We start from the raw sequence: 21,299 nt of genomic DNA, 5'->3' as shown, positions 1-21,299 counted from the left end.
AGAGTCTCAAGAGTTTTTCTTCGTAATAAAAATTGCAGCCAATATAAATTGGCTCAATGCGTACCTTGATGATCCGATTTATTAACTCACCGATCTCTAACCGCTAATAACTATTTTATCTGTCATAGAGGACCATAATTTTAGCTTTTCCATAGTCAGAACTCCTTATAGCGGCTCTAAAGGATCTCTGAAGAATACGGTAGATTTTCCTTACCCGATGGGTAAAAGGGAGCTATATGGGCTTCCAGCCTATGCCATGGGAGGAGGCCATCCATTTGAGAAAGGAATTTTCCCAGCGGGTTTTAGGACGCTTCAAACGGTATCCTGCTTCGGCAAAGGTGACTTGATGCATGATCTATCATAGCCTTGACTGATAACCGAATTCTATTAGATTTGATCCGAATTATTGAGGCCCCTTAGATAAGTAGGTAGCCTCCATGATAACTACCTCAATGTAGTTATCATGGCAGGGGTTTAGTGCCTACTAACACTTTAAGATAAGAGGATAAATAAACTAAAGCACGTCATCTAAGTGCTGTAAGAAGGGTACTATTGTTTGATTCCTCACATCCTGACTCATATCTCGACCGATACTCGTATGATCCAAATTTACCCATCTCTGTGAATACCACCCTAGGTCAGTATCTTGAGCGGTATAAGCAAAAGAGTGAACCCCAGATAATTCAATGACCTCAGCCCCACCAGTCAACTGCCTAAGATATAAATTATCTTTGTAAGGAAATTGTGTATTGAGATCAGTGTAATAGCTTAAGTAACTAGAATTCATGGGGTTACGATGGAATGAAGAAGTTACTCCCAACTCATTTTGGGTCCATTTACAAACACCATCAAAACTGTGTACAACAGTTCGTATATTACGAAAATCGGGATCAGCTCGCATAGCTTTCGCCAATCTCATAACGAGACAACCACCACGAGAAGAACCCGCCAAGTAAATAGTCTCTAGATTGGAGGCATAAGCCTTTGACTTAAGCCAACTGAGGTATGCCTTTTCTATACGAGACTTCTCATTACCATTAATCATCTGGTTAAATTGCGTATCAAAAGCAATCGCCAAGAAGGTCTCATCTGTTGGAAAATGCTCTGAATCTACCAACTGTCGAGCAAGTGAACGTCCATCTATACTGCGAGAGCAAGATCTCTTTAGTACTCCACAGTCTTTTTTATAGCCAGACCTCTGGCCTGTCACAGAACTTTCTGCACCATTTCCTGGTGGCTGTTGTCCTGCAGCAATAAATACTAAGTTTTTTACTTTATCGCGTGCTGGGTTTTGCACTCTAGCAATCTGAGTATGAAGTTGACGGCTATTACTAACACCCTCTATCGCCCAGGCTCGATACTCAGATGGAGTGTCTTGTTTAAGGCACAAAAACTCCTGGCAATACCGAACCCGCTCCAAACTCACCGAAAAATCTGACTTTGGCTCGAAAGCTTGAGCCTGGGCAGAATTAAAAGCAATCGACAGCCAAAATAAATTTTTTATTATTTGAAATTTCATTATTCACCAATAGTGTACTTTAACGATCTAATGAACCATGAGTGTCCAAACCGCATATAGCCCTAATTACTGCCTTTAGCAATGAAGTAGACCGCATTCTACTCCAAGCGAAAGAGCCATCCATGGCTCTCACTGAGGCAGTTACTACTCAACGGTTTCTGGATTATTTATATTCTCGGCATCAGATTTAGAAACATCAATATGCCGGAAAACTATTCTATCTACCTTAAATTTCTGTGAACGGCCTGACATCACCAGTTTATACGATTCTCCTGCTTTTAGCTTATAAACGGCGACACGTTTATTATTATGACCACCAGGATCAAATTTATTGCCAGATTCCCAGATGAATTTATTATGTTCTCCACCAAAGAACTTTGTATCTTTTTTTAATAGTTCCAGAGGAGCATCTTTACCATGACTATTCCCAGCATTAGGTCCCGCCTCATAATTTCCTTCAAGTCGAAAGTAAGCGTCATTTGCTAGGTCTGTACGAAACTCACCCTCATACACTAAGTTTTCTTTCGCAGCGTGCAGGTGCAAATAGTACAAACCACTTCTTGTTATATTGAAAGTGTACTCCAAGGGAGATTTAGGTGGGCCGTTTAGTGGCGTATTACCATTAAACTCAAGATAACTGCTCCCTGTATGGCCGCCAATATCATTTTTCTTGACCCATTCACCTAGATTTGAGTAGGTATTTTCAGCCTCCATAATTACCAGGCCGTTTTGTTCCGTGTAGTCACCTTCAGGTTGATCTGGGTTTAACTTATCAAAATTCCACCTCGGGCCAATATGGCCACACCCTTCTTTACCTATATCCACACGACCTGGACAGTAATCCTCATCACCGGCATCATTTGCCGGGCCGTTGCCGCACTGAATATCATTGTATTTGGGACGGCCAGCCGATCCTGGGCCCGGGCCAATTAGGTCACAAGCTTCTTTAACCGTTATTGTTCCATGGTCGGTCGAAACCATAATATCGGCAATATTGTGGTCAAAAGTTGACTCACAAAAACATTGATCCCCAATAGAATAACTATCCATCCAATTAGTTTGAGGTTCGAGTAAAACATCATTAGGGTTAATTGGTAGAACTTTTACAATATCTGGGTGAACATTGCTATTTATACCTTCCGCTTTGATGACTACTGCCCAGTCCTGATTAGCTTCTGTTGGGGCAGTGCCAATACTATGAGTACCTATTCCGTCAAGTTGATTACCCGTTGTCAACTGGCCGCTTCTTGGATTGAACCAGTAAACCTTATAGGTATCCTCATTTGGAATCTCTATATTCGTTGTGCCACCTTCACGCAAGTAAACTAGATAAACATTACCGCTATCTGAAAGCACCCAATCGTTATTGGTTGAAGTTACTTCATTATCCACATTCAAACTGTGTAGATTAACTTCAAGTTGATTTTGCAAAATATCGTTAAAGAATTTAACAAAGTGACCAGTTTGCTCCCAATGGTTGTCAAACTCCCTTAAGTTCTCTACCGCTAAGTCATACGCGTGGCCGGAATTAGGATTTTTTAAATACCACTCAAATCCTGCACCACCTCCCATAACACTGCCCCACATCCAGTTGACCCTCTGAACTTGGGTAACCTCAGAATGGGGCACAGGCGCTTGCCCGCCGGAAGCTTCAGTGAAAGTAACATACCAAAGATGGTTATTATTCTGGGATTCAGTCAGCCACTTTCTACTCATCTGATAAGGGGCATTGCGATGGTTCGCATCGCTAGGAATATTATCAATTTGAATACTCGGTCCATCAAAATGACTATTTCCCAACAATGGCCGATAGTGCTGATCCCATTGACCACCATACGTATGGAGCAGGGTGGGATGATCGTAGGGGTCTACATCCTTTAAATATTTAGCGATTGCCTTGTGTTGCTCTTGGCTAAGAGTGCTCTCCTCACCCATATTCCATTGTAGCGCCGGGTGATGTCCAAAGCGGGAAATCATCTCCCGGTAATATAGTTTACGTTCAAGCCCTAAATTACCGTTATTCAGAACTTTATTATTCTCTGTTTCCTGGGTCATAAAGTGAATCAGCATGCCTTTACTGGTCATGTGATCCATTGCGACTTCCCACTGGTCTAATTTGCTGACATCAAAAGCCCGATGGTTACCATCATATACCGTCCAAGGATGGGCATCGCAACCATCACCACTCTCGGTGTTTGCCATGATATAAATTGCGTTGACATTTTTTTCAGCTATATAGTTCACTAAACCAATAAGGCTTTTTCCTTTACCATCTTTCCAGGTAGGGTCTCCATTATTCCAATCACCAAGGTGGGGCTCAAAACTGTGTAATATGCCTTTGCAGGAATTTACGTTATAGTGTTTTTCTGTATTATCAAAGCCTGAATAACCAAAAATATTTTCAGGGCTATCCATTCCACCTTCTATATATACCGACTTATCCCCCAGATGCTGCAAGTAGCGGGTTCCTTTTTTATGTACCAGTAATCCCTTGCTCCTCATATCAAGCTCAGGTGCTGTGGATTGTAATACTGGGAAATAACCACTTTCACCATCAAATGAAATAGCATTACCTGCATTTGTATCTAGATCAACCGCAACCTGGCTTCCTTGTCTCATAGATATATCGAAGAACCATTTACCTGAAGTTGGCGGTGAAAAGTAGGCACGCCACTTAGTTCCTTCAGTTGCACCTGTATTTGCTGAATTGCCATCAGCAGCGAAATGTCCAGGCACTGTGTAAGACAAGTCACCTTGTGTAAATATCACGTTATATCGATAATCGGTAAACGTAGCATCATCATTTTCTGATGCATACAAATCATCACAAGTGATCGTTATACGGTGCCACTTTTCCAGCGTACCGGAAACAGTACAATGTTCACTATGGCCGATATCATCCGGGTCAACTGGACCCGGAGGATCTGTTGGATCTGGGTCTGGATCTGTCGGATCGGTTCCATCATTCTGCTTTACAGTAAATGTAATTGAGGCACTGGTTCCGGCAGTGCCTGCCCCATCATCCAGAGAATAAGGTGTTGCGGTAAGGGTGTAAGTTCCAACTGCGGGGGTCCAATGATTAAAATCACCCTGATCATCACCAAATAGAGCATAGGGCGAGACATTTTCAGTCATATTGTGCGTCTGAGCCCCTGCCAACTCAAATATTACACTCTCTGCCTGATCACTATTTGCCCTAATATTTAACTGGCTTCCAACCTGGCTTAGATATATCTCTGCACCATCGGTAAGTGAAAAAATATCCGAGTTGCCCTGTGAATTGACCAGAGTGAAAGACGATATTGCTAATCCATTCCCAGGGTCCGTTATATCAGAACCTGTCGAAGGAGGCGGGCTCTCATTATCAGATTCCCCAGATGACGAGTCGCCACCACAACCAGCCAATGTGGCGGTAATCAGAAGTGCCAAAGGCAAGCTACTGTTATTCATTTCCAGTTTTCTCTACTTTAGAAGTAAACAATTATTTACTAATTACAGGATTTAATGGGCATATAGAAATTGGCTACAGCATGCAGCACTGGCCAGATACTAAATCGCTCAGATACATACCTACCGTGAATTCAGTCACATGCAATCAGGACTAGTTCCACAGCTTATAGATTGGCGAAAAAAACTATTTTTTTTCATTTTTCTCAAACAAGAAGGTTTTGATCCACCTTCACTTTAATAGCATTAGAATTACCCTTATCAAATCCTTAAGCTAACCAACAAACCGACAAAAAAGATTCCGAATAGAACCAAAAGAACCATTGGCTCCAACAAAATAAAATAGTGAGAAAAAGATGAACAATGCTAAGAAATTATTCGACGGAGCGGGAAACCTGGACGATACTATACCTCACTCAAAATATACACCTACGAGAAAATTATCTGTTACGATAGAAGAGATTACTTAACCCGATATTTTATAGCTTCAGATCATATTAAAAGCTTTCGTGCGATATTACGATAGCGCTTTTATTTTAAATCCTGATATATATTAAACCATTTTTAATTTATATCTCCGCGGACTAGACAAATTGGAACACCAACTGCTCCGCAAGGATTAGCTAAAACTGGAAGCGTTACCGCCAGCGTAGTAAAAATTATACCTTGTAAGTACTGGAGGAATTTAATCTCACCAAACCCAAATCGCCAGTCAAAAAAACTGGTTCAAAATCACACTTTAAGTGTTAAACTCATACTATAATGGCGTTGCTTTATACATTAACTTAAGAAATTCACTAAAATAATTTATTTGTCATTTGGCGACCAATTTCATAGATTATTAGCAGTACAAAAAAAAATCAGTATGACTACCAATAACCAGGAACTTTATGCTTCTGAGCCAACAGGCTTGGCAACTTCCACTTATCGTCACGTACTATACTGGCAACACCTGGGGTTTCCAAAAGATAAGTTAAAGAATATATATGGTGATCATTACTCTCAGTTTCAAAACCTACAACATCGTGTACCAGTAAGGCTGACTGGACAAGCACTTCAAGAGGTATCCGACTACTTCAGTGATAACACCATAGCGTTTCGTACTGGTCTAGATGTGTCAATTTCCAGCATTCAAGCATTTGCTCATGTCCTAATGGCTTGCCCTACTGTCAGACATCTTATTAGCCTCGGTACGCAATTCCAACAACTGGGCACGCAAGGCTATCAAGGGTTATTCAGTGAGGGGAATGAACGCTCCAGCTTTGATATTTTAATTCCTAGCTTTTCGCCTCTCACTACACAACAAGTTGAATTGAATATTGGAGTCATCTTTAAGCTAATTTCAGATATTGTTGTCGATTATGAAAGCTGCCATCCGGTTATTCACTTTGCTCATCATAATTCCGAATTAATGAATAATGCATCCTCCTTAATTAATATTCCCATTGAGTTTGGACATCAAAAAAATTGCATTAGCTTTGATAACTCCATTCTTGATAAACAACTATGTAGCCCAGGAAAATCCTCCCTTGACTTTAATAAGCTAACTGCAAAGAAGCAGCTCCAGAAGATGAAGTCAGATGAATCATTACCCAATCGATGTAAAGATATTATCAAAGATTATTTATCAGAGGGTGCAGCCAACCTGGATTTCTTGGCAGACATACTGCAAATTAATAAGCGTTCCTTACAGATTCGCCTAAATGCACAAAATACATCTTTTAGACGTTTATTGGATTTAGCCCGGAGAGAAAAACTGAATTCACTGGACATCCAGTCCATGGACAAGTTACAAGTCGCAAAAGAATTAGGGTTCTCAACAATTATAGCGTACGAAGAATCCTACAAACGCTGGAAAAATATTTGATTAATCCCATCAAATAAAAAATAAATAAAAGAGAAAATCAACACACTACCAACCAAGATAATCTTACTTAAACTCTAACTATTAATTCTACAGCCCACGAAAATACTGCCAGCGAGCATATAGATGTCATTCGATCTATATTGCTCGCCCCCAGAAATTCAATCATCTACTCTCCGACAACTCCTATAGAACTTTTCAGATCATGTTTTTTTCAACTGAAATTTTAAGAGTGAGCCTGGGACTAATCTTCTATTTTTAAAACTCTGGAGAACGTCAGCATCTTCATAAGTCGAATCAAACACAATTAAGCCACCTAGAAGCAATGAAAATCAGGAATTTTTAAACCACTAATGATTGCCATCAATAAAGCAAATCAATCACCCCAAAATCTAAAGGCTCACATTTAACAAAATTAGTGGCGATGTATCTCCCCCACTAAACACCGATCTATATCTCCTGGAGCACTTTCTAATTGCTTCAATTGCTTTTGGCTCTCCAGCAGAAGATTATTGTTAGCCTGATATTTAGACTTAAAACCCATAAGCCGCTGGTAAGCAGCACGATAAATATTCTTCGCTTCAGCACTCATCAGAAAATCTGTAATCGTGCTACTAAACAACAAGCGATGATTGTAAAACGCCCCTTCAAGCTGAGCCCTCTGAAGTAAACTAGATGGCTCTGAAGAAATATTTCTAGCTCGATAATTTGCAGGAATATCTATTTTACAAATATTTTCCACATGCGGTTTCGACTCAAATTTATATCTACAATCAGACTTAAAACTCTGCTTCAGCCTTTCTATATTCTTCCCAAAATCCGGATCTGATTGGCCATAAATAACTCTAGAGACCTCAAGAAAAATCATCATACCTCCACACATCATACAGGGCTCCAGAGTGCTGTAGATCGAAGTATCATTCAGGTAATTAGTCTCTTTCCCCCTACATTTACTGCCGATACATTGTTGCATTAATCGCACTTCAGCATGCTGGGTTTTATCTCGACACAAACCAACTGCATTGCGCTGCACTCCTATAATTTTTTCCTGCGCATTGTCATACAGGACTGCTGCAATATTGTAGCCGCGCTTCTGTTTTTCTTTTGGCCCAACCCAATCAAGGTAAGCTACCGAGTAAGCAAGTAGCATGAGTATCTCGTCTTTCTCCTGCTGAACAGCTGAGCTGGGCGGCAACTCAGCCTGAGCACCCATGGCAATAATCCCAAAATATAACCAGCAAATAAAACGCAACATAAAATGTCCGAAGTATTCTAACGGTTTAAAGCCACTCCCTAGCTAAAGCAACCACAGTTTTTACCCGCGCCGGTAACGCCTTGTGGCGACGTGTAATTAGAAATAAAGTCTCAGTGATAGAGTTCGCCAAGCGATGAGGCTTAATTTGCGTAAAATTATGAAAGGCATTGACTGCATGAGCGGGTAATACCGTAAAACCCAAGCCCATACTGACCGGTTCCAAGATCAGGCCAATTTGGTTACAAAATCCCTTGAGTTTAAACATATCTACATGCTGGAATTCTGAGAAATTTGCCCCCAGTAACAAGCCCGCTTGATGAGCACCATCTGGGTGACCGATATAACCCAACTCTAGCAACACCCTCCAACTCAACTTCTTGACTGACGCAGGGGTCACAAGCAGTAATTCTTCACTGCCTACAGGCTGACTCGCTACTTCCGCCATTGTTGACGGATTAGTTACAAACCCAATGTCTGCCTTATAACCAAGTATGGATTCTTCCACAGCCTGATTTGGAGCAAAACGATAGTCTATGGTCAGTTTCGGGTATTCTCTTTGCAGGTCCAGTAATTTTGGATAGAGCTTTAGACCCACACTACCTGGGGATTGAATACTCACTTGTCCCTCATAAGCTGGATCTTCGCCAAGTCGTTGACCCAGTGTAGAGAGGGATTCGACGATATCTTGAGCCTCTAGGTATAGCTTTTCGCCTGCCTCGGTCAGGGTGAATTGTTTCCCCTGCCGATGGATCAGCGCCAACCCAAGGAAGTCTTCCAGGCGGCGTAAGTGTTGACTAACGCCAGATTGGGTCATATGCAGGTGCTGCGCCGTTTTGGTAAAGCCACCCTGCTCCACCAAAGTACAGAAACTACGCAGCCACACAGGATTAATCATTACAAAAGTTACTCAAAAAAATCACAAATCATAATTATACGTAATGATCTGGGCACAGTAACTTATGCGAAAGTAATTGTTGGAGAGTGACTAATGAAGAGTGTTTATCCGAGAAACTTTTCTCATATCGGTATTTCAGTGCCAGATTTGGAAGCTGCCGTTAAGTTCTACACAGAGGTCATGGGCTGGTACCTGATTATGCCACCAACGGAAATCAGTGAAGATCACAGCGCCATTGGTGAGATGTGTACCGATGTCTTTGGAGCCAAGTGGGGTAGTTTCCGCATCGCTCACCTTTCCACCGGCGATCGTATCGGTGTGGAGCTATTCCAGTTTCCCAACCAGGAAAACCCCAAGGATAATTTCGAATACTGGAAAACCGGCGTATTCCACTTCTGTGTTCAGGACCCGAACCTGGAAGAACTGGCAGAGAAAATTGTCGCAGCTGGTGGTAAAAAGCGTATGCCAAAACCCAGATATTACTATCCAGGAGAAAAGCCATATCGCATGATTTATATGGAAGATCCGTTTGGCAATATTCTGGAAATATACAGCCACAGTTACGAACTGATTTATAGTAGCGGTGCCTACAACTGATTCTACAGTGAACCGGCACCGGTACTTCCGGTGCCATAGTCAACAATTGGTTGATCGCTAGCAGTTTGTATTGCTAGTGCAAGACTTTATTGTCTGAGAGGAAATCGGCAATCACCTTGCCTAGAACCGAGTGTTGATCCTCGTCTAAATGAATACCATCCCGTTCACTGACTTTGACCCACCTATTTGCATCCAGAAATAAGGTACCCAGATCGTTAGAGACTTTTTCCAGCTCCTGCGGGAAACCTTCGCAGCGTTTTTTCGCACCAGCAAATTTATAGCCAATAATACCGCAAGGATTGTTGATCGTTAAGGGAGCAACAATTAGAACCTTAGGTACTGGCATACCCGGCTCGATAGGTGCACTGCGAATTACGGAGACTAGCTTAGCCACCCCCTGGGCAGACATACTGGCTTTATTATCGTGAGTATCCTGGAAATCATTGGTGCCCAACATTAGGATTACACAATGCAATGGGGAGTGCATTTCAATCACCTGTGCCAATCCCTCAACACCCCGCCGGCCCTCACGAAATGGATCGTCCCAAACGGTCTTGCGACCATTCAGACAATTTTCAATCACTCGTACATTATGCTTATTTTCGTTTAAGTGGAACTCCATAACTCCAGGCCAACGCTGGGCAAATGTCATGCGCTGTCGCGTATCCGGAATGATGCCCCAGGAAACACTATCGGAATAAACCAGAATATTATCCATCTTGCCGACCTCCTTCCTTATATTTGGGGAACTCACTTACAAAGAGATTCCCGAACTTTATGGACAAAGGGGCCAACTCCTAAGGAAATGTAAGCCCAAGCTAAATTTAAACTCTAGTATGGCACCACCAAATGCGCTATTCCCCGCAAAGTTAGACGTGAAATAATCAACGAACTGACACCACAAACAGCAATAGCTGCCGTTAACGGCAAAGGCGTGCCATCAAAAACCAGACTGGTTAAAACAATAGCCAATGCTCCGAGCAACATTTGTAAAGCGCCACCCAGGGCTGCGGCAGTACCAGCAATGGGGCCATGTTCTTCAAGAGATAACACCATGGAAGTGGGAATAACCAGCCCAAGGAATATATTACAGGTCAACAACATTGCCACCAGTAATAAAAATTGATCATTACCCCAAAACACAACCATACACATCACCAGAGAGCTGATGGCAAAACCAGCAGTAGCCCACTTCACCACCACCACTGAACCAAAACGGGCCCCCAGGTTTGCAGCAAACTGACTAGAGATAAAGAAGCCCAGCGCATTTAAGGCAAAAGCAAGGCTGAACTCCGTTGGTGTCAGCCCATAAAAATCGGTGTACAGGAAAGAGGCCGTGGCAAGGAAAGAAAAAAAGCTGGCGATACCCAAACCACCGATGCTAGTCAGACCCACATATACAGGGTCGCGCAGCAATGTCGAGAAAGCGCCAAGCATGGCATTTAAACGAAATGGTACACGGTGATGATGATGTAAGGTCTCCGGCAAGCTGGTTACTGCCAGCAATAAGCTGGCCAGGGTCAGCAAAGCAATCAGTAAAAATACACTGCGCCACCCAAAAGGGACTATCAAGGTACTGCCTATCAGCGGGGCGAGCATCGGCGATATAGAAATCACCAACATCACCGTAGTCATTAAGCGAGTGGCCTGGGTACCAGTGTAATAATCTCGAATCACAGCCCTGGGGATCGACATCACCGAAGCGGCACCAACGCCCTGTAAAAACCTTAGAGCGATCAGCGCCTCTATTGAGGGCGCCAGAGCACAACCGATAGAAGCCAAGGTAAAAAGAACCAATCCAAAATACAACGGTGGCTTTCTACCAAACATGTCCGAAGCGGGGCCATAAAATAGTTGGCATACCCCAAAAGCAACAAAGTAAGATATCAGGGTGTACTGAGCAGCCTCTATAGGGGCTCCCAAATCCTGGGCGATATCCGGTAGGGCCGGCAGATACATATCGATAGCAACAGGCCCAACACAGCTCAATAAGCCCAGAATGAGTGCCATCTTAATAAAATTCAACTTCATAGAATGTCCAATAAATCAGGCTCGGAAATACAAAAAAATCGAAATGTCGCTATCAAGAAATAACCTGATGCTTCCAGAGTAAATTCTCTTATTTCATTCAAGCTAGCGCTCTTACAGTACAGAATACCTGCCTAGGTATAAGAAATGCGAACACAAACGTATACAGCCTAAAAGTCGGCTCAACCTCGCAATCTTTTTACTCCCCAATTCCCACAGTTATTCAGTGGCAACTAAAAGCTCTATCGCCCAGAAGTACTGACCATTTCCTAAAAGCTTATACCGACTGGATAGTCGGACATTAAGATTAGCCAAGGCAAAATTTTGGATGGCGATGACGTAGGAGGATAGCGTTCAAGACGCTGGGGGTTAGGTAAAAATAGATGAAATTATGCATTCACTCCCCTACTGACCCTGTTGAACTGCCTTTTTAGCCCTCCTGCTGATGGGATAGAAATATGTTTGAGTCCTATATCTCACTAGCCAGACTGCAGTTTCCTATCGGTGGTTTTATCCGTTTACAGAGAAATCAGAAATTGTGGCACTAGAAAAACGCCGCAGGAATCACTCTGTACCCAGTTGGTCATTAGCGGCTGCAAAAGCCGAACGTTTGCCCCTGCGCTCTCGCCACCGCTTTGCCCCAAAAATTCCTTTGCGCACTCGGCCGGCACTCAACCGGCGGCAGCAAAAAACCCCTTTGTTTATTGCCCACACGCCCTGCTGGGTAATCACAATGTATCCAGAGGGCGAAACTGTAAATCGGTTACTGGGAACCCTGAAATCTCAGCGCCTTCGTGCCAGCCAAGTCGCTGGCGTTGAAGGGCGCAGTGGTATACCCAAGCTTGAGGATGATGAGGTTCTCTGTAACGCCATCACACGTTGGCGTCACTTATGTGAGCTGAAAAGTTCTGAGATCGGTTGTTATCTGGCTCACCTTCGCGCTATTCGTCAGGCTTACCAGGCCGGTCTACACAGGGTATGTATCCTTGAGGATGACGTTCAGGTGGAAGGTGACTTTGCCAGAGTATTGGCGGAGCTGGAGCGATTGCCCCCAGAAGTGGAAATGATCCGTTTGATGGGGCTGAAAGTACGCAAACGCAAGATCATCCGATCCCTCAATGATGGTGTGCACAAGCTAGTTCGCCCAGAGCGGGGTTGGTGCGGGGCCCAGGGTTATTTGATCAATCGCTGTGGAATGGAAAAGGTTCTGAGGTATGCCAGGCGGATTTTCGAGCCTATCGATAAGGTCTTTGATCACTTTTGGCAGTTTGATCTGAAACTTTATGGTATCGAGCCCCATCTACTATGGGAAGCCGAACACATTTCCAGTATCGAAAAATCTAACGTCCACAAGGCCAAGGTGGCCCGTTGGCTGTATTGGCTACACCCTTTTGGCAAGCTGTGGCGCAGTATTGAAAGACATAGCTACCTATATCGTTTTAAAGGCGATTTTTACCCAGCAGAGAAACCAAAGAAACGCCCAGGGCGCACTGCCCGAATGAAACTCTAATTCAAGAGATAACCAGGGCGCCTCTGAATAATTCTGTGATGACTCTGGGTTTCAGAGCCGTTCTCTATCAAAAAGTGGCTTTGCACAAATATCTAAGACCTTTCAAGAGAGCACATCGCATAGTGTGAACACTCCACAAGGCCCGCATAGATCTTATGGAATTATTCAGTGGCTCCCTAGATATCCCAATAGCGCTGCATTTTTAAAAACATGAAAGAGGCCGTCCAGGTAATCATGACCAACCCCGTTAAAGCCTCTAAGCCAGCAGTGAAGCGTAGATGCCCCAAAGGCTCAATATCGCCAAAGCCAAGGGAGGTATAAGTGGTAAATGAGAAATACGCACAATCAAGCAGGCTGCCGTTGAAATTACCTTCTAGTGTGCCGAAGTAAGGCGAATTCACCATAAAGTAATAGCCATAGGCAAAGAGCCAGATTTCCGCCACGTGAGCCAAAAGGGCACCAAACACCCCCAGCACTATGGCAAAGTTGTGCCGCACCGGTAGCCAGCGCCCCAGGTGCACCAAAGCATTGAGGACTTCATGATGAATCAGCACCACAATAGCAACAATGATGCTGTTCACCGCAAATGCAAAAGCCAATTCAGCGTCGATCATGGAAAAACTCGCGCACCAGCCTCCCGGCCTCTTCAGCCATCACACCAGACTCCACAGAAATTTTATGATTGAAGAAACCAGCTTCACCAAGCTTCAGCTGGCTTTCCACCACGCCGGCACGTGGCTCTTTGGCACCAAAAACCAAACGACCAACACGCGCATGCATCAAGGTTCCAAAACACATAGTGCAGGGCTCGATAGTGACGTAAAGCGTGGTATTTGGCAGGCGGTAGTTTTGCTCTGCCTCCGCCGCGTGACGTAATGCGACAATTTCCGCATGAGCACTGGGGTCACAGTTGCCAATAGGGCGATTACTGCCCTCGCCAATGATTTTACCTTCCCGCACCAATACGGCCCCAACCGGTACTTCTCCCCGCTCTGCGGCAAGCTCGGCTAATTCCAGGGCTCTGCGCATAAACGCATAGTCTTTAGGTGTCGCCATAACTCTTTCTTAGACCTCTACTACAGGGAGTACCAACGCATACACAAAGTATTTCGCTGTCATTTCTACTAGATTATTTTCTCTTGATGAAACGACGAACAATAAAATCCGCCTCGAGAACCAGGCTTTCCTGCTCTTCCAGCTCCGCGCGAGCCTCTCGATTGCCCTTCCAGGCAAAAGGCGTCATCGCGAGAAAATCCGCAATCGCTTCGTGCCCGCGCAATTCAAAAGGAAAACAGCAGCGTAAATCGACCTCGGGATACAGCCCCTCAATCAACTTTGGGGCTGGGTGTTTACGAGGTTCCCGGTAGAGGTGTCCCTTCAAACTCCACAAGTGATCCGGACCGGGAGAAACATCCAGCAAATGCCCCCCCTCCTTTATTACCCTAAGCATCTCAGTATCCGGTGCAGGCGCAAAAATACGTAAGAGGTGATCCACGCTATTTGAAGCCACTGGCAGGTTGGTATTGCTGGATACAACAAACTGAGCACCACTGTCGGCTTTAGCCGCCATACGGACGCCTGACTTGGAAATATCTACCCCGGCCAACGCATGGCCGTGCCATCCGGCAGACTCCAACTGGCGTAAATAGTAACCTTCGCCACAACCGATATCCAAAAGCCGGCGCCCAGACTGGTAGGGCAGCAGCGCGGTAATCGTGTCCACTAGTGGGAGATAATAGCCCGCCTTGAGAAAGCGGCGACGGGCATGCAGCATTTCTGTGGAATCTCCCGGGTCCTTGCGCCGCTTGCGATAGACGGGTAACAAATTAACGTAACCCTCCCGCGCGCGATCAAAACTGTGCCGGTTACTGCAGTGCCAGGTATCTTTACCCAGCGTCAATGGCGTTGCGCAGAGGGGACATTGCCAAATCATTCAACTTCCTGAACTTGTGTATTCTTCATCATTGAGGGAGGGGTGCGCTGTAAAATAAGATCCGCTGCCTTCTCCGCAATTGCGATCACCGGTGCATTGGTATTACCGCTGATCAGGGCCGGCATTATGGAGGCGTCCACAACCCTCAGTCCATCTACTCCATGTACTTTTAACTCCGCGTCGACTACTGCGAGATCATCATTGCCCATCTTACAAGTGCCCACCGGGTGATAAATTGTCTCGGCATGCTGACGAATATAGTGTTTGATGGAAGCCTTGCTGCTGAGCTTATGCTCCGGCAGCCAGAGGCGCTTCTGGTAGCGTTGTAAATCTTCCTGGTGGATGATGTCCCGAGCCATTTCGAATGACTCCAGCATCACCTGCATATCTTCAGGCTCGCTAAGATAATTGGGTTGGATACTCGGCAGGGCCTTGGGGTCCTCTGTATTGAGAGTTATTTCACCACGGCTTTTGGGACGCAATGCACATGCATGCAAGGTGTAACCATACCCCGACTGTTTATTGAAACCGTGTTCAAAGGATGGCACTGCCGTGAAGTGGAATTGTATGTCCGGGCGGCCGTTGGCCAAGGTTGAACTCGCGAATCCCCCCGCTTCGGCAACATTACTGGTCAATGGGCCCCGATTCAGGAAGAACCATTCAGGCGCACGCATCGCGTGCTTCACTCTCGCCCACAAGTCATTCGAAAAAGTGATTGGGTCTGAGGTCTCCACCACCTGAGAGATATCGAGGTGGTCCTGGAGGTTTTTACCCACCCCTGGCAGGTGGTTCTGCGGCAGAATATCAAACTTACGTAGTTCCTCTTGTGGGCCAATGCCTGAGAGCAATAGCAAATGCGGGGTCTGTATTGCGCCTGCGCAGAGTAATACCTCCTTATTGGCCAATATTTTTTTACCATTGAGCAATTCCACCCCCACAGCCCTATCACCTCTCAATATCAGCCGAGCGACTGGACTACGCGTGAGCACTCGTAAATTGGGGCGCTTTTTTATCGGATGTAAATAGGCTGCTGCAGCAGAGCACCGCCGACCTCTGCGCTGTGTTACCTGGTAAAAGCCCACTCCATTCTGCTGGCTGCCATTAAAATCACTGTTTGCCCGGTGTCCAGCAGACTGAGCTGCGCGCAGGAAAGCTTGCCCAGACTCAGTTTTCCACTTCAGATCACTTACCGTGAGCGGTCCATAGCCACTATGGTGCGCATCACTGCCACGCTCATTGCCCTCCGAGAGAAGAAAGTAAGGCAATAAACTACGCCATCCCCAGCCTGCATTACCTGCGGCTTCCCAGGCATCATAGTCTTCACTTTGACCACGGATATAAACCATCGCATTAATCGCGCTACTGCCACCGAGGGTACGGCCTCTCGGCCAGAACAATCGACGCTTGTTCAGGCTTTGCTGTGGTTCCGTGTAATGGTGGAGGTTATAGTCTGTGCCTGACATCAACATCCCGATACCCAGGGGCATGGATATCAATGGACTGCGATCCGGGGGTCCTGCCTCGAGCAGGCAAACACGATGCTGCTCATCAGCACTCAGCCGGTTGGCCAATACACAGCCGGCAGAGCCGGCACCTACGATCACATAATCAAACACCATTTGAGTGGACATGGGACCTCAGCACCTTTGCAGCTGGATTTTCCTCGACGGTACACTCAACCTCGTCAAAATTACAGAGATGAAGGAACGCAAAGATGAGGGATTGCGAATTTAGTGACAATAAAGTCCTACACAGCTGGCACAATAATGCCGGCGAGTGGGTGAAGGTGGTGGATCGGGGGGCAATACCCAGCCGCAGGCTGATCACCGACCAGGCAATTTTTGAGGCTGTCCTTGCGCATAATCCCTCCAGCGTGCTGGATATTGGCTGTGGTGAAGGATGGCTATCCCGCCGCCTGGCAGCAGAGGGTATGGATGTCTGGGGGATTGATGGCGTGGACGAGTTAATTAATGAAGCCAAGCGCCGAGGGCAAGAACGGCAACAATTCCGTACCGTTTGTTATGAAGAGCTAGATCCGCAGGCATTTGAGCGTAAATTTGATTTGATTGTATGCAACTTCTCTCTGATTGGGGAGGAAGCCACCAATGCCATTTTTCACAGGGCTTGCTCCCTGCTCAACCCACAAGGTTATCTACTCCTCCAAACTTTACATCCCCTACTCTCCTGTGGCGATGAAAAGTACCTGGATGGATGGCGACCGGGTTCCTGGCAAGGTGTAGAGGGTGATTTTCAGGAGGCAGCGCCCTGGTATTTCCGCACACTATCAAGCTGGACCCAATTATTCATCGAACATGGATTGATGCTCACCACCCTGCAAGAACCCCTCAACCCAACCACCGGAAAACCTGCCTCATTAATCCTGGCAGGACAAGTTTGCCCTTAACCCCTAAAGCAGTTACTGGCGCCAGTTTTTGAATGCCCGGATATCAGCGTAGTCGCTTTCAGCGACACTTTCGCGCTCAAGTCTACTGAAAACCCACAAGCTCCCCTCAAATACGGCGCTCAAAACAAGACCGTTTTTTCATCAACCATGGCGCACCAATATCAAAAAAATAATAAAAAAACATTGGCGCTCTCCTGATCACAGCTACGACTGCTTGGACAAAAATGGAAAAGGGTCCAATCCATGCGGCTTTCAGGGATGTTTCCGACAATTTGCGACTGTCCAGTAAGTGAAGTAGCAGAAGCCGCCTATTTTCTATGGGAAAACGCTTCTAGGTGGGTATCCCATAATAAATTCAACGACCGCTTGCGGCCTTCCGAAATGAGATGCAACACCTGGGGTAGATAGAATGGCACTCTGCAGTTTCAGAATCAGACCGGGCAAATCCTTACCCAAAACAGTTGGATTACTGCTTTTTCCCACCTGTTGTATCTGCTCTGCGGACGAACTTTTTATCCCCGATTCACAACAAGCCCTAAATATACAATCCGTGAACCTGTTTTTCTCCGACAGTGCCTTCGCCATGGACAATGCTGCACTATTCCAAGCCGCAGATTATCTTCGCAGTAATTCCATGAATAGTACACAACGACGCCTCAACTACCAGTGGCTACAAATGCATACCTACCCCAGTGAGTTTCGACCAACCACTGGCGGTAAGGCACTATTCAAAATTGTTAAGATTGGTTTAGATACCTACAAGCAGCGCAACAAGAGCACGGTGCAGAAAAGTCTTCTGCGTTACACCACCAATCGGGGCAAGATAGGCAACTCGGTAGATTATGGCATCAACCTTTCTGACGACAAATTCAAGATTTCTTTCGAGTACGAATTTTAGACCTGGCAGACGACTTGCCCTTGCCCTCCCCTAGTTTTGTTAGAATCTCCGCCAATCGATTTTGGCGGAGATAGCCGTGAGCAGCTCAAGTACCCCTTCTTCATTTACCGAACTTCCAATCGCCAGCGTCGGCCGGCGCTTGGCGGCCCTGATGTACGACCTGCTAATCCTGATGGGACTGATGATGGTATACGGCTTTATAGCCCTGCCAGTGGCCTCGGTATTTGGTGGGTTAAGCTGCCAGCCAGAAGCTATGGATTACAGCCCATGTGTCGGCGGACCAATTTATCAACTGGGCGCTCTAGCGGTGATCGCCGGCTACTTCTTCTGGTCCTGGCGGGTAGCCGGACAAACTGTGGGAATGCGCGCGTGGCGCTTGATCGTGGCGAATTCAGATGGCGTACAGCTTACTTGGCGCCAATGTATCCTGCGAGCCATTGTCGCCCCTCTCTCTATCGCCTGCCTGGGCCTCGGCTACTTTTCCGCCTGGGCCCGCTCCGACAAGGCTACTTGGCACGACTTGATTTCAGAGTCTCAAGTGCGCCTTTTACCCAAAAAGAAGAAAAAAGGGTAACTGCCAACAAATTAAGCTCAAGGGGCCCTATCGGGCCCGCTTGAGTAATAGCCAGCCCGCACCAAAACAAAGAAGAACCGGTAGCAGTACAGCCAGCAGTGGTGGAAAACCAAAAACCAGTGAAGAGGGGCCGAGTATCCCCTGCACAGTTTGGAAGATGATCCCCACCATAATCCCGGTAAAAACTCTCAACCCGGTGGTTACTTCACGCAGTGGGCCAAAGATGAAAGAAATTGCCACCATAACCAAACTGGCAATGGTCAGTGGTTGCAGTATTTTCTTCCAAAACTCCAGCCAGTAGCGCCCGGAATCTTCCCCCTTACGATCCAGGTAAGTACCGTAATCCCAGAGGTTGCGCGGAGAAAGGTCTGAGGGCAGCGGCACGATCAGGGCAAACAACTCCGGCGAGACCTCCGCTTTCCATACACTGGTTGGCAGGTCTTTACTCTGAGTGTCCTCCTGCAGGAACTGGGTGCTGCGGCTGTTCTTAAGCAGCCACTGCTCATTCTGAAACTGCCCCCGTTCAGAGAACTCCACCCATTGCAGCTCCCGGTTATCCGCAAAGTGGTAACGGGTTACGCCATAGAGTTCACCATCTGGCAGGGCAGCATTAAAGTGCACAAATTCGCCACTGTCTTTTAACCACATACCACTTTCGAGGCCACTCGCTTCGAGCTCACCCAGGGCGCGTGCTTTGTTGTTCTCGGCGATTACATTGGTCTTGGGAATCACAAACTCCGCCAGGGCCAAACCGATAAAAATCAACAGAATGATTGGTTTCATTACCGCCCAGGCAATACGGCCGATAGAGACACCAGCCGCACGCATAACGGTCAGTTCACTGGTGCCAGCCAGTGTTCCCAGCCCCACCATACATCCCACGAGGGCGGAAAAGCCCAACTGCTCGTAGATACGCCCTGGCAATCTCCACAGGACATATTGTAATGCCTGGCTAAAGCCGTAATCGCGCTTGAAGTCCCCTAGCTGGTCGACAATTGCAGAGATAATATCCAGGCCGAGAATAATCAGCAGCACCACGAAAACCGCTAGGGCAATGGTACGACCAATATACATATCCAGCTTATACATCGGCCGACTCCTTAACACCTTCCGGCAATAGTCTGGGTTTAGGACGCCAATTCCTCGCCGCCAGAAGCAATAACCCAATTAGTAGGAAGGGGGGGTGGACCAACCAGATCACCGCGGGGTTGGCAAACTTGCCATCCTCTACAGCCCCGCGAACCCCCTGCAGGATTAGCAGATAAATAAGATACAAAAGTATCGCGGGGAACATCTTGATAAAGCGTCCCTGGCGCGGATTAGTGCGCGATAGTGGTACTGCCAGCACCGCAACCACCAACACCAATACCGGCAAACTCAGCCTCCAGTAGAGGTAGGCCGTCTCCCTGGGGTTGTCACTGCCAATCAGCTGCGTAGTGGGGGCCGACTCAATTTGGTCGCGCCAACGACTGCGCAACCGTGGTGGTTCCATTAGTACCTCGTAGCTGGAAAACGACATCTGCCTGTATTCCCGCTGTCCCGGCACGCCCTCGTAACGATAGCCATCGCGCAGTACCAGGTAGCGCAGCCCTGTCTCGGGATCGATTTGCTGGACCCCTTCTTTGGCACGAATAACCACCTGATGGTTCGCTTCTGTTTCTGCTTCCGTGGCCCTCAACTCGGCAAGGAACACTCCCAGCATGGTGGACTTATCCTCACTCAGGGCCTCTGCGTAATACACTGCCTGGCCGCCACTGGTGGATATAAATTTCTTCGGTATCAGGTGATCAAACTCATTGCGGGATTTTTCCGCGTTGAGCATCAGATTGGAACGCTCGGCACCAGCGGGGGTGAGGTACAAACTCATTGATGCCACAAACAAAGCCACTGCCAGAGCCGGTGCCAGGGTGTAAAACAGCAAACGCCATTCGCTGAAACCGCAGGCGTGCAGCACTGTCATTTCGCTCTCTATATAGAGGCGCCCATAGGCCAAAAGAATCCCGACGAATAATCCCAGTGGCAATATCAATTCCAGGAATCCCGGTAAGCGGTAGGCCATTAAGGAGAAAAGGATATTAGCCGAAAGGTCCCCTGCGGCGGCTTCCGCAAGGTATTTCACAAATCGGCCACTCATCACCATTAATAGCAAAACTGCGCTGACCGCCAGCGTGGCAAACAGCAGCTCGCGGCAGAGATAGCGGAAAATAATCACAGGGCGAACGAATTCCTTGGTGACAGCGGTGTGATGAATTGGACTTCAGTCGAACAAGTTGCCCACTAGGTACAGCAATCCATAGACGAGCAGGTTAAACTTGTGCGACGCATTATCACTAAAAATTCTTGCTATGTCTCGGTTCAGAGCTATGCAATCTATT

General features: G+C 46.4%; 18 protein-coding genes. 6 read left to right on the top strand and 12 right to left on the bottom strand.

All coding sequences use genetic code 11. From position 1 onward, the window contains the following. Positions 1–514: 514 nt before the first annotated feature. Entirely contained in the window at positions 515–1,519 is a 1,005-nt protein-coding gene (locus MJO52_RS05240; protein WP_252084895.1) for a DUF2974 domain-containing protein, read from the bottom strand. A 144-nt stretch (positions 1,520–1,663) separates the two neighbouring features. After that, a complete protein-coding gene (locus MJO52_RS05235) occupies positions 1,664–4,969 on the bottom strand; it encodes a DUF5060 domain-containing protein (protein ID WP_252084894.1) in 3,306 nt (1,101 codons plus the stop codon). 862 nt (positions 4,970–5,831) lie between these two features. Between MJO52_RS05235 and MJO52_RS05230 the strand changes: the two genes are divergently transcribed. After that, a complete protein-coding gene (locus MJO52_RS05230; protein WP_252084893.1) occupies positions 5,832–6,833 on the top strand; it encodes an AraC family transcriptional regulator ligand-binding domain-containing protein in 1,002 nt (333 codons plus the stop codon). A 412-nt stretch (positions 6,834–7,245) separates the two neighbouring features. Here the strand turns inward: MJO52_RS05230 and MJO52_RS05225 are convergent, their stop codons facing one another. Both MJO52_RS05225 and MJO52_RS05220 read right to left on the bottom strand, forming a co-directional pair. Beyond that, positions 7,246–8,085, bottom strand: coding sequence for a nucleoside deaminase (locus MJO52_RS05225; RefSeq protein ID WP_252084892.1), 840 nt, complete (start codon positions 8,083–8,085; stop codon positions 7,246–7,248). A gap of 25 nt (positions 8,086–8,110) precedes the next feature. After that, complete coding sequence (locus MJO52_RS05220; RefSeq protein WP_252084891.1) at positions 8,111–8,980, bottom strand: LysR family transcriptional regulator; 870 nt, start codon at positions 8,978–8,980, stop codon at positions 8,111–8,113. A gap of 93 nt (positions 8,981–9,073) precedes the next feature. Between MJO52_RS05220 and MJO52_RS05215 the strand changes: the two genes are divergently transcribed. Further along, positions 9,074–9,577, top strand: a complete 504-nt coding sequence (locus MJO52_RS05215) for a lactoylglutathione lyase family protein (RefSeq protein ID WP_252084890.1) — start codon at positions 9,074–9,076, stop codon at positions 9,575–9,577. A gap of 73 nt (positions 9,578–9,650) precedes the next feature. Here the strand turns inward: MJO52_RS05215 and MJO52_RS05210 are convergent, their stop codons facing one another. Both MJO52_RS05210 and MJO52_RS05205 read right to left on the bottom strand, forming a co-directional pair. Further along, the gene (locus tag MJO52_RS05210; protein ID WP_252084889.1) at positions 9,651–10,295 is read right to left on the bottom strand and encodes an SGNH/GDSL hydrolase family protein; all 645 of its coding nucleotides are present in this window, start codon (positions 10,293–10,295) and stop codon (positions 9,651–9,653) included. Positions 10,296–10,408: 113 nt separating this feature from the next. Further along, a complete protein-coding gene (locus MJO52_RS05205) occupies positions 10,409–11,608 on the bottom strand; it encodes a multidrug effflux MFS transporter (protein WP_252084888.1) in 1,200 nt (399 codons plus the stop codon). A 535-nt stretch (positions 11,609–12,143) separates the two neighbouring features. On the opposite strand from MJO52_RS05205, the gene MJO52_RS05200 reads away from it, so the two are divergent. Continuing rightward, on the top strand, positions 12,144–13,115 hold the full coding sequence (locus MJO52_RS05200; protein ID WP_252084887.1) for a glycosyltransferase family 25 protein: 972 nt from the start codon (positions 12,144–12,146) through the stop codon (positions 13,113–13,115). Positions 13,116–13,291: 176 nt separating this feature from the next. On the opposite strand, the gene MJO52_RS05195 is transcribed toward MJO52_RS05200, so the two are convergent. From MJO52_RS05195 to MJO52_RS05180, 4 genes are all read right to left on the bottom strand, one after another. After that, on the bottom strand, positions 13,292–13,729 hold the full coding sequence (locus MJO52_RS05195; protein WP_252084886.1) for a potassium channel family protein: 438 nt from the start codon (positions 13,727–13,729) through the stop codon (positions 13,292–13,294). Continuing rightward, positions 13,716–14,171 carry a tRNA adenosine(34) deaminase TadA gene (gene tadA / locus MJO52_RS05190; protein WP_252084885.1) on the bottom strand — a complete coding sequence of 152 codons (456 nt, stop codon included), beginning with the start codon at positions 14,169–14,171 and terminating at the stop codon, positions 13,716–13,718. The genes MJO52_RS05195 and tadA overlap by 14 nt, the downstream gene beginning before the upstream one ends. A 73-nt stretch (positions 14,172–14,244) precedes the next feature. Next, the gene (locus tag MJO52_RS05185) at positions 14,245–15,048 is read right to left on the bottom strand and encodes a putative RNA methyltransferase (protein WP_252084884.1); all 804 of its coding nucleotides are present in this window, start codon (positions 15,046–15,048) and stop codon (positions 14,245–14,247) included. Next, positions 15,045–16,679: a GMC family oxidoreductase gene (locus MJO52_RS05180; protein WP_252084883.1), complete on the bottom strand. Its 1,635-nt coding sequence runs from the start codon at positions 16,677–16,679 to the stop codon at positions 15,045–15,047. Before MJO52_RS05180 ends, MJO52_RS05185 begins: the two co-directional genes overlap by 4 nt. An 83-nt stretch (positions 16,680–16,762) precedes the next feature. Between MJO52_RS05180 and MJO52_RS05175 the strand changes: the two genes are divergently transcribed. From MJO52_RS05175 to MJO52_RS05165, 3 genes are all read left to right on the top strand, one after another. Next, positions 16,763–17,452, top strand: a complete 690-nt coding sequence (locus MJO52_RS05175; protein WP_252084882.1) for a class I SAM-dependent methyltransferase — start codon at positions 16,763–16,765, stop codon at positions 17,450–17,452. 550 nt (positions 17,453–18,002) lie between these two features. Continuing rightward, entirely contained in the window at positions 18,003–18,350 is a 348-nt protein-coding gene (locus tag MJO52_RS05170) for a hypothetical protein (RefSeq protein ID WP_252084881.1), read from the top strand. A 76-nt stretch (positions 18,351–18,426) separates the two neighbouring features. Next, the gene (locus MJO52_RS05165; RefSeq protein ID WP_252084880.1) at positions 18,427–18,924 is read left to right on the top strand and encodes an RDD family protein; all 498 of its coding nucleotides are present in this window, start codon (positions 18,427–18,429) and stop codon (positions 18,922–18,924) included. Positions 18,925–18,951: 27 nt separating this feature from the next. Here MJO52_RS05165 and lptG read toward each other — a convergent pair whose 3' ends face one another. Together lptG and lptF are read right to left on the bottom strand one after the other, a co-directional pair. After that, positions 18,952–20,013, bottom strand: a complete 1,062-nt coding sequence (lptG, locus tag MJO52_RS05160; RefSeq protein WP_252084879.1) for an LPS export ABC transporter permease LptG — start codon at positions 20,011–20,013, stop codon at positions 18,952–18,954. Beyond that, the gene (lptF, locus tag MJO52_RS05155; protein WP_252084878.1) at positions 20,006–21,136 is read right to left on the bottom strand and encodes an LPS export ABC transporter permease LptF; all 1,131 of its coding nucleotides are present in this window, start codon (positions 21,134–21,136) and stop codon (positions 20,006–20,008) included. The genes lptG and lptF overlap by 8 nt, the downstream gene beginning before the upstream one ends. Positions 21,137–21,299: the final 163 nt, after the last annotated feature.

This window comes from Microbulbifer variabilis (assembly GCF_023716485.1).
GTDB classification, from domain to species: Bacteria; Pseudomonadota; Gammaproteobacteria; order Pseudomonadales; family Cellvibrionaceae; genus Microbulbifer; species Microbulbifer variabilis_B.
This window is presented reverse-complemented; position numbering and strand designations above follow the sequence as displayed.

Excerpts from the sequence above, each read along its gene's own strand:
- MJO52_RS05210 (WP_252084889.1), bottom strand. The coding sequence starts at position 10,295 with ATGGATAATATTCTGGTTTATTCCGATAGTGTTTCCTGGGGCATCATT.
- MJO52_RS05230 (WP_252084893.1), top strand. The coding sequence starts at position 5,832 with ATGACTACCAATAACCAGGAACTTTATGCTTCTGAGCCAACAGGCTTG.
- MJO52_RS05215 (WP_252084890.1), top strand. The coding sequence starts at position 9,074 with ATGAAGAGTGTTTATCCGAGAAACTTTTCTCATATCGGTATTTCAGTG.
- MJO52_RS05180 (WP_252084883.1), bottom strand. The coding sequence starts at position 16,679 with ATGTCCACTCAAATGGTGTTTGATTATGTGATCGTAGGTGCCGGCTCT.
- MJO52_RS05205 (WP_252084888.1), bottom strand. The coding sequence starts at position 11,608 with ATGAAGTTGAATTTTATTAAGATGGCACTCATTCTGGGCTTATTGAGC.
- MJO52_RS05235 (WP_252084894.1), bottom strand. The coding sequence starts at position 4,969 with ATGAATAACAGTAGCTTGCCTTTGGCACTTCTGATTACCGCCACATTG.
- tadA (WP_252084885.1), bottom strand. The coding sequence starts at position 14,171 with ATGGCGACACCTAAAGACTATGCGTTTATGCGCAGAGCCCTGGAATTA.
- lptG (WP_252084879.1), bottom strand. The coding sequence starts at position 20,013 with ATGTATAAGCTGGATATGTATATTGGTCGTACCATTGCCCTAGCGGTT.
- MJO52_RS05225 (WP_252084892.1), bottom strand. The coding sequence starts at position 8,085 with ATGTTGCGTTTTATTTGCTGGTTATATTTTGGGATTATTGCCATGGGT.
- MJO52_RS05185 (WP_252084884.1), bottom strand. The coding sequence starts at position 15,048 with ATGATTTGGCAATGTCCCCTCTGCGCAACGCCATTGACGCTGGGTAAA.
- MJO52_RS05240 (WP_252084895.1), bottom strand. The coding sequence starts at position 1,519 with ATGAAATTTCAAATAATAAAAAATTTATTTTGGCTGTCGATTGCTTTT.
- MJO52_RS05195 (WP_252084886.1), bottom strand. The coding sequence starts at position 13,729 with ATGATCGACGCTGAATTGGCTTTTGCATTTGCGGTGAACAGCATCATT.
- MJO52_RS05175 (WP_252084882.1), top strand. The coding sequence starts at position 16,763 with ATGAGGGATTGCGAATTTAGTGACAATAAAGTCCTACACAGCTGGCAC.
- MJO52_RS05220 (WP_252084891.1), bottom strand. The coding sequence starts at position 8,980 with ATGATTAATCCTGTGTGGCTGCGTAGTTTCTGTACTTTGGTGGAGCAG.